The organism is Desulfosporosinus cupriresistens (genome assembly GCF_001707885.1).
Classification (GTDB): domain Bacteria; phylum Bacillota; class Desulfitobacteriia; order Desulfitobacteriales; family Desulfitobacteriaceae; genus Desulfosporosinus.
This window is the reverse complement of record NZ_MASS01000057.1, coordinates 21,208-27,655: the sequence shown is the minus strand read 5'-3', so window position 1 is coordinate 27,655 and position 6,448 is coordinate 21,208. Positions and strand designations below refer to the sequence as shown.

Below are 6,448 nucleotides of genomic sequence, written 5' to 3'. Positions count from 1 at the left end.
CCGTCGAGCTTCAGCAGGATTGCGGACAAGTACATAGCGAACGCGAGCTTCGCCGTCACCTACGATGACTTCTTTTACCTCAAGGTTTTCGCGAACAGATCGGAATCGCCCAGGATGAGCGAGTGCCTTTTCGACGATGGGTTTACCTGCTGTCATCCGTTCACCCACAATATAGTGACCACCCGCCTCTTGAAGAATGCGCAGGTTTCCTTCGGATGAAAAACCTCGGTCAGCCACTGTCACCACTCGACCGAGCTTCCAACCGGTTAAGTCTCTCTTAACCTCTGGGATGACTGTCATATCCGAGGTGTTTCCGGGCCAAGACCAGCATCGTATGGGGATACCGTCCCTTGTCACAGCTAAACCAATCACAATTTGGGGAAGGTCAGGACGGCTGTCTTTTGAATGACCTTGGAGCTTAAAATCTTCATCGTCCCATTCATCCATCTCAAAATAGGTAGACGTGGTATCAAAAAACAGAAGGTCAACTTCTAGATTAAAAAGATCGGAGACGGCCTTGAAAACCTCGTGCTGAATCTCTTCTTCCGATTCTAGAAGGAAATCCATCGCTCGGTAGCAGTGCTGGACATCGAGATCATTCAGCCCTGGAAGCATGACTTTCTTCGAAATCCATTCTTCCAGTCCTAGTTTACTGGAGGGAGCTAGGGCTCGATTTGCAACCATCGCTAAGATAATCCGTTCCATTTCCGTCCGAAATTCACGGTTCTTGAGACGTTTTGCCAACAACTTATCGATCCCGATGCGCTTCCAAAGTCCATCGAGGAGCCAAGCACCACCCATAGGTCGACTGGATAGAAACTTCAACTCCGGCGTTTGGGCATCGAAAAGGGTTGGCTCTTGGCCCAGAAAACGCTGGATGCTCCGAGCCAGACGTTTTAGTGCATCCATATCCAGTTCATCCATCCGTCCGAAACTATGAATCACCTCTGCCTGCGGTGTACCCGTCTTCGGATTTCGAACGTTATGAGCCAACTGAACATATTTAATGACCTTATTATCTTTGTTTTTACGGGAACTTACACGAATATACATGGTTCTATTATATCATCCCGCACCTACATCAATCAATAAATATTAGCTTAATATCAGTATTTATTTGAAGTTATCCACAATTTCGTGTGCCTACTCATTTTTGAGTTGTTTGCCTGTGGATAACCCCTGAAACCCGCATGGTTACTGTATTCATAATTTTTCCATGTGCCTAAAATGGCTTTTGACTGTCGAACCCGACCAAACGCGTTGGGTCACGCAAGTTATTCCAAGAAGATGGACGTCTTACAAAATATGTAAGACATCCATCTTCTTCTATTATTTTTGCATATAACCATACTTCACTCTCAATATCATCAACATGGCCGAAATGCTATTTTGTTAACTCTTTTTCACTCTTTTCAAGAGCAATGGGATCGATTAAGCGCTCTGTTTATTTTTCGGCAAAGCGTAATGGCACCAAATACGGAAACATTTGGATAGTTTAATCGATGCTGATACCTTGACATAAATGTTTTACGTATTCATTAGACTTTTGGGGCAAGGGACTAGGAATGCGTGCCTATTTTTATATTTTCCTCAGAAGCTTTAAATTTGTCTATCTTCCAAGTTCCCCTCTCCTTTTTTACTGAAAGCGTATAAATAGTGCTAAAAGGAGTTCCGGCGCTGATGGCATTTTTCTTTTTATTGTTTTTGTTTAGCAATTTAAAGTATTTGTCGTCAGCACTGACCACGCAACTCCTTACGTTATAAACTACCTCAGCTTGCTCCTGTTCAGCAGTAAGCGTAATCGAGAGAAATTCACAATCTTCATATTTGGATTTAATCTTGTTTTCGTTAAACAATTTTATGGTACCATTCTCATCATTTTTCTTTATGAGTTCTATGAGGTAGTCCACTGTATAAAGATGATACTCCGCTCTACTGTCCAAGTGCTCAAAATCGCGATCGATTAAAGCTTTCGCAAAATCTTTTGACAACCCCTTTATTGCTTGTTCATCCTCGGTATCATTAGTTAAAGTCACAACCTCGCTGTCAACCTGACCGCAGTCTTTTTTTATTGTCCCATCTGAAATAGGCAAAGTTTCTTGGATTACTTCCAAGACCTTTTGTATGATATTTAGCTTGTTCATTTAGTCTCCTTTCTTTCACGGCTTTTCAAGAAACATAAGCCAATATATCTTATGAACAATATGAAATTCGGAGACTTGGGCCAGATCCACTTTGAGGTTATTGTATCGTAAAAGCGCCGTGTCATATACAGGCAAAATACTGTCTTTTTGCTTAGGATCCCTTTCAGCTAATTCGCACTTCTAATTTCAATACCTAACAAAAAATAACACCACCAACGACGAATTCAATTAAACTATGCCTTCTTTTGCAAAGTGCCTTTTTAACAATCCCACAAACCTATTTAACCATTGTGCTTTCAAGCCATGTTCAGATATATATACACCGGTGAGAATCAAGAAACCGCCGGCAATTGCTAAACTAGTTACCTTTTCATTCAGTACGAGAATCGATGTGACCATAGAGATCAATGGAACTAGATAGATGTAATTGCTGGCCTTTATTGTGCCAATAATCTCAATAGCCTTGTTCCAAGTAACAAAACAAAGAGCTGAAGCAACTAGGCCGAGAAATCCAATATTTAATACCAGCTGAAGACTGATTTTTTGAGGTATGAAATTCGAACCGTTAAAAATCATGATTGGAAAAACTGTAAGCAGTCCATAAAAAAACGTTTTTCTGGTCACAAAAATAGGATTGTAGCCACTGTCAAATTTTTTTAACAAAACTGAATAAAATGCCCAAGCCAATGGTGCCATCAGGGCAAGAAAATCTCCCAGGGGATTTAGTTTCAATACAACCTGAGCGTTAAAGATAACCATGGCTGTTCCAGCAATGGCCACCATGAAACCTCCAAAAAGTTTTCTGCTGAACTTTTCATCAGTTGTAAAAAAATGTGACACTATAGCCGTTAGAATAGGTACTGTCCCAGATAAAAGCCCCACATTGGTAGCCAATGTAAATTTCAAGGCCATGTTTTCCAAAAGAAAATATAATACAACACCAGATAGTCCCAGTCCAAAAAACATTAGTTCTTCTTTCGCTCCCTTTGTCTTGTGAGTCTTTGGGTAAATAAAAAACAGAGCGATATACCCAATTAGAAAGCGATAAAACAGTATTTCCACTGGGGTCAAATCCTCTAGCATAACTTTAGTACAAACGAAGGTGGTTCCCCAGATCGATACCGTAAGTAGAGTAATCAAGTGCCCGTACAATGCTCTTCTTCTCATTTGTTATCCCCCCTAGCTGTTTTGCCTATTTTACGGCCTGGGAGGGAAAAAATATAGGAAAAAATTGCTCCGCAGTTTACTTAAGCTTTCGATAATAATCCGGCGTAATCCCCACGTACTGTTTAAACGTATTAGAAAAATGGCTCTGGTCATAAAACCCTAATTCAGCAGCCACGTCAGTAATGGACTTGTTTTTAAGTAACACTCTTTTGGCATAGTTGACCCGTAACATCGTTAAATATCCATGAGGAGAGACACCACATAGTTTGTTAAAAAGTCTTATAAGGTAATATTTACTTAGTCCAGTTATGGTGGCTAGATTATCTAGTGTAATTCTCTCTAAAAAATTCTCATGCAGATACTCTTGGGAAAGTCTGAACGCCTCTATGTTGTAATGATTAAAACATTCCTGGTCTCGAAGATGTCCAAAATTAACTAGCCCAGGTAAGTCACGAATCAGGCAACTTTCTTTCTGTATCAGTGGCAAGTTACTTAGTAATATTCGAAACAAATTTTTAGTTTGCTTTATGCTTTTCGCATCCAGCATCTTTGACGTTGGGATATAGTTTAAGGTTTGTATCCCAAAAGCTATCTTAAGCCATGAGGGACGTATGTATAACATCTTAAATTGCCAATGGTCATAGCTTTGGGGAGAACACTGATGAATTATCTCAGGAGGAATTACAACTAGATGACTTGGGCCTACTTCAAACATCCGCCCTTCATACTCGTATACACTGGTACCTTTTTCAACGAGACCGATAGAGAGCTCCTCATGAGCATGTTTTTTTGAGGCATGAACTGAATTGGTACAAGTCTTGATTTCTATTTCGGGAAATTCTCTATCCCGGAAGTAACGAACACCGATCATGATAACCTCCATTTTGGTCATTTCTCTCAGTATGGACAGTCAGCCTAATCAAGAATTGCAACAACTTCATTTATTTTTTCAAGGGCGCTTGGGTTGATTTTTAAGGTGCACGTTGCTTCTCCTGAGCCCCCATATATATAAGAGTATTGAAATAACCGTTTGTCTATTACACAAGGTAAATCATGTCCTACCATAGAGATACTTCCTACGGAACAACCGGTCACTTTTTCAACTTCCCTTGCCCCGGCTAGCTTTACCTTGTGGCATCCTAAAATACGCGCAACTTCATCCAAATTAACGTGACCCCGCTCACCGGACACAATTAATGCGAAGAAACCTTTGTCTGTCTTTAGAATTAGCGTCGGGGCAGTTTGACCGATGGTTATCCCGAAGTACGTTGCGCCCTCCTGCGCAGTATGGATCGGAACCTTATGGTTAATTAATTCAAATGGAACGTTTTTTTCTTGGAAGAGCACTTGAAGGTTTTCCATAGCCGTTCCCCCTTATCTGATCGTTAAAGCTTCGGGTGGTGTCCATGATGCGTAGCAGCCAGCCTCTTCAGCTGACCCGCAAGGTATATGCCAAGATCAATACTGATCGCGCTTTGGAGCATTAGTTCTATGGAACAATCGTAGAGCATGGTGGCATTGGCCCGGACTTCTTCATCACCTTCCCAAACTATAACACACAAGGGTATTTCAGGAAATGCTCTAAAAACTACGGACGTATCGCCGAAGGGACCCGCTTGAGCGCCCAAAGAGCGTGCAACCGTCATTAACTGACTTGCTTGATGTCCAAACGTCTCGATCAGCACTGAGATAGCCGTTTTATGAAACGCGGAATAAAATATCATTCCGCCCGGTATTTCTTTAATGCTCACCCAGCCTGGTGTGGATTCTGGCAATGGATGCGCATAGGCTAAATAATTGAGGATAATAATCGTAGCCACTACATCGGGAACCTGTCTGTCTGCTTTCCTGTAGATTGTTTCCATAACGCAGTCTGCGATATACTCCTCGGCAAAGAAGATCACAATAAACTGGCGTGTGACACTGCTATAGGAAACAGCGCGTGCTACAGTTATCTCCTCAGGGGCGCGTTTCTTAATGTCCTGCCAAAATATGTTATAAACAACACCATAATTGGATTCGGTGTCCATTCCCATGGAGCCCATTTTCTGTCACATCCTTTCTTATCTTTTGAGTTAGCTTTAAGTGTCCAAAGCCGAAGTGCATGGTACACCCTTTGTTTAGTATAATGTAAACCCTTTTAGACTGAGAATAATACCGCTTCTTCTCCCCATTCTACATAATTAGGGAATACTCCTTTTAATTAGAAAAATCAATTGAAAAACCGGAACGCCCAAAACGCTCCGGTTTTTCAATTGATTTTTCACTAACTCCAAGTCGTCTCATATTTACTTTAACCAAGTTTGTTATCTACATATCTCACCGAAACATGTGTGGCATCACAAAAAGGCTTGTTGCTTGATTTACCGCATCGACAAAGAGCGACCCGATTTCTTACTTCATATGTAAAGCCATCCGATGACTCAATTGGTATATTTCCTTTAACAAAAATTGAAGAACTAACTTTTTTCTCAGGGTCTTGAAGAATTTCAATCGAGGGCTCAAATATTGGTTCGATTAAATTTCCGTTTTTGTCTACGGCAACAAGTCTGCCTGCAGGGCAATCACTTGCTGCTTTTATGGCCTCTTCTCGATATTTTGGATTAGCGGATTCATCTGTAAGCTCCCAGACATTTCCTTCTTGTCTGTGGCAAAACCTCGCAAAAGCGCAACGATCATCATCTAATAGATCTAGATTTGATCCTTCTTGCCTGAATGCTCTATCTATATAATTTTCTTTTGATGCGGTCTCCGTTCCGTCAAATTTATAGATATCATGAGAACCATCACAAAAAGGCGAATTTTTGGACTTTCCGCATCGGCAAAGTGCATATTTCTCAGACTGCGGGAATGAACGCCCCTCTTTATATTCATAGCCTTTACCTTTAGGTGCAATAATCTTCTCGGATAACGGCACATTTCCAGTAACCATATATGGCCCGTTCTTTATTATCTTTATTTTGCGTTCTTGATTTTTATCCGACATAACTTACATCACCTCTCAATATCATGTGTCTCTAAAAAAGAATGTATACATGAAAGCTAGTTTATGATAATCGCAATATTTTGCAGTGATTTGTAAAGGCCCAAAGTGCAACGACCACTTTGGACCTTACTCGTACTAGTCAGAAGCATAA

General features: G+C 40.9%; 7 protein-coding genes. All 7 read right to left on the bottom strand.

All coding sequences use genetic code 11. From position 1 onward, the window contains the following. Nucleotides 1-1,053 (bottom strand): IS1634 family transposase (locus DSBG_RS17820; protein WP_141694359.1); only part of this gene is annotated, 1,053 nt, incomplete at its 3' end. A 506-nt stretch (nt 1,054-1,559) separates the two neighbouring features. Then, entirely contained in the window at nt 1,560-2,114 is a 555-nt protein-coding gene (locus DSBG_RS17815; protein WP_242877723.1) for a hypothetical protein, read from the bottom strand. A gap of 258 nt (nt 2,115-2,372) precedes the next feature. After that, nucleotides 2,373-3,311, bottom strand: a complete 939-nt coding sequence (locus DSBG_RS17810; protein ID WP_068965769.1) for a DMT family transporter — start codon at nt 3,309-3,311, stop codon at nt 2,373-2,375. A 76-nt stretch (nt 3,312-3,387) separates the two neighbouring features. Next, complete coding sequence (locus DSBG_RS17805; protein WP_207647252.1) at nt 3,388-4,194, bottom strand: AraC family transcriptional regulator; 807 nt, start codon at nt 4,192-4,194, stop codon at nt 3,388-3,390. A 32-nt stretch (nt 4,195-4,226) separates the two neighbouring features. Beyond that, nucleotides 4,227-4,673 carry an aminoacyl-tRNA deacylase gene (locus DSBG_RS17800; protein ID WP_068965767.1) on the bottom strand — a complete coding sequence of 149 codons (447 nt, stop codon included), beginning with the start codon at nt 4,671-4,673 and terminating at the stop codon, nt 4,227-4,229. Between the two features lie 23 nt (nt 4,674-4,696). Then, nucleotides 4,697-5,347: a DUF3786 domain-containing protein gene (locus tag DSBG_RS17795; protein ID WP_491005790.1), complete on the bottom strand. Its 651-nt coding sequence runs from the start codon at nt 5,345-5,347 to the stop codon at nt 4,697-4,699. Nucleotides 5,348-5,604: 257 nt separating this feature from the next. Then, a complete protein-coding gene (locus DSBG_RS17790; RefSeq protein WP_068965765.1) occupies nt 5,605-6,297 on the bottom strand; it encodes a CDGSH iron-sulfur domain-containing protein in 693 nt (230 codons plus the stop codon). Nucleotides 6,298-6,448 lie beyond the last annotated feature (151 nt).

Bases quoted from the DNA above. Each gene is read 5' to 3' on its own strand.
- DSBG_RS17810 (WP_068965769.1), bottom strand. From the start codon at position 3,311: ATGAGAAGAAGAGCATTGTACGGGCACTTGATTACTCTACTTACGGTA.
- DSBG_RS17805 (WP_207647252.1), bottom strand. From the start codon at position 4,194: ATGGAGGTTATCATGATCGGTGTTCGTTACTTCCGGGATAGAGAATTT.
- DSBG_RS17800 (WP_068965767.1), bottom strand. From the start codon at position 4,673: ATGGAAAACCTTCAAGTGCTCTTCCAAGAAAAAAACGTTCCATTTGAA.
- DSBG_RS17795 (WP_491005790.1), bottom strand. From the start codon at position 5,347: ATGGGAATGGACACCGAATCCAATTATGGTGTTGTTTATAACATATTT.
- DSBG_RS17790 (WP_068965765.1), bottom strand. From the start codon at position 6,297: ATGTCGGATAAAAATCAAGAACGCAAAATAAAGATAATAAAGAACGGG.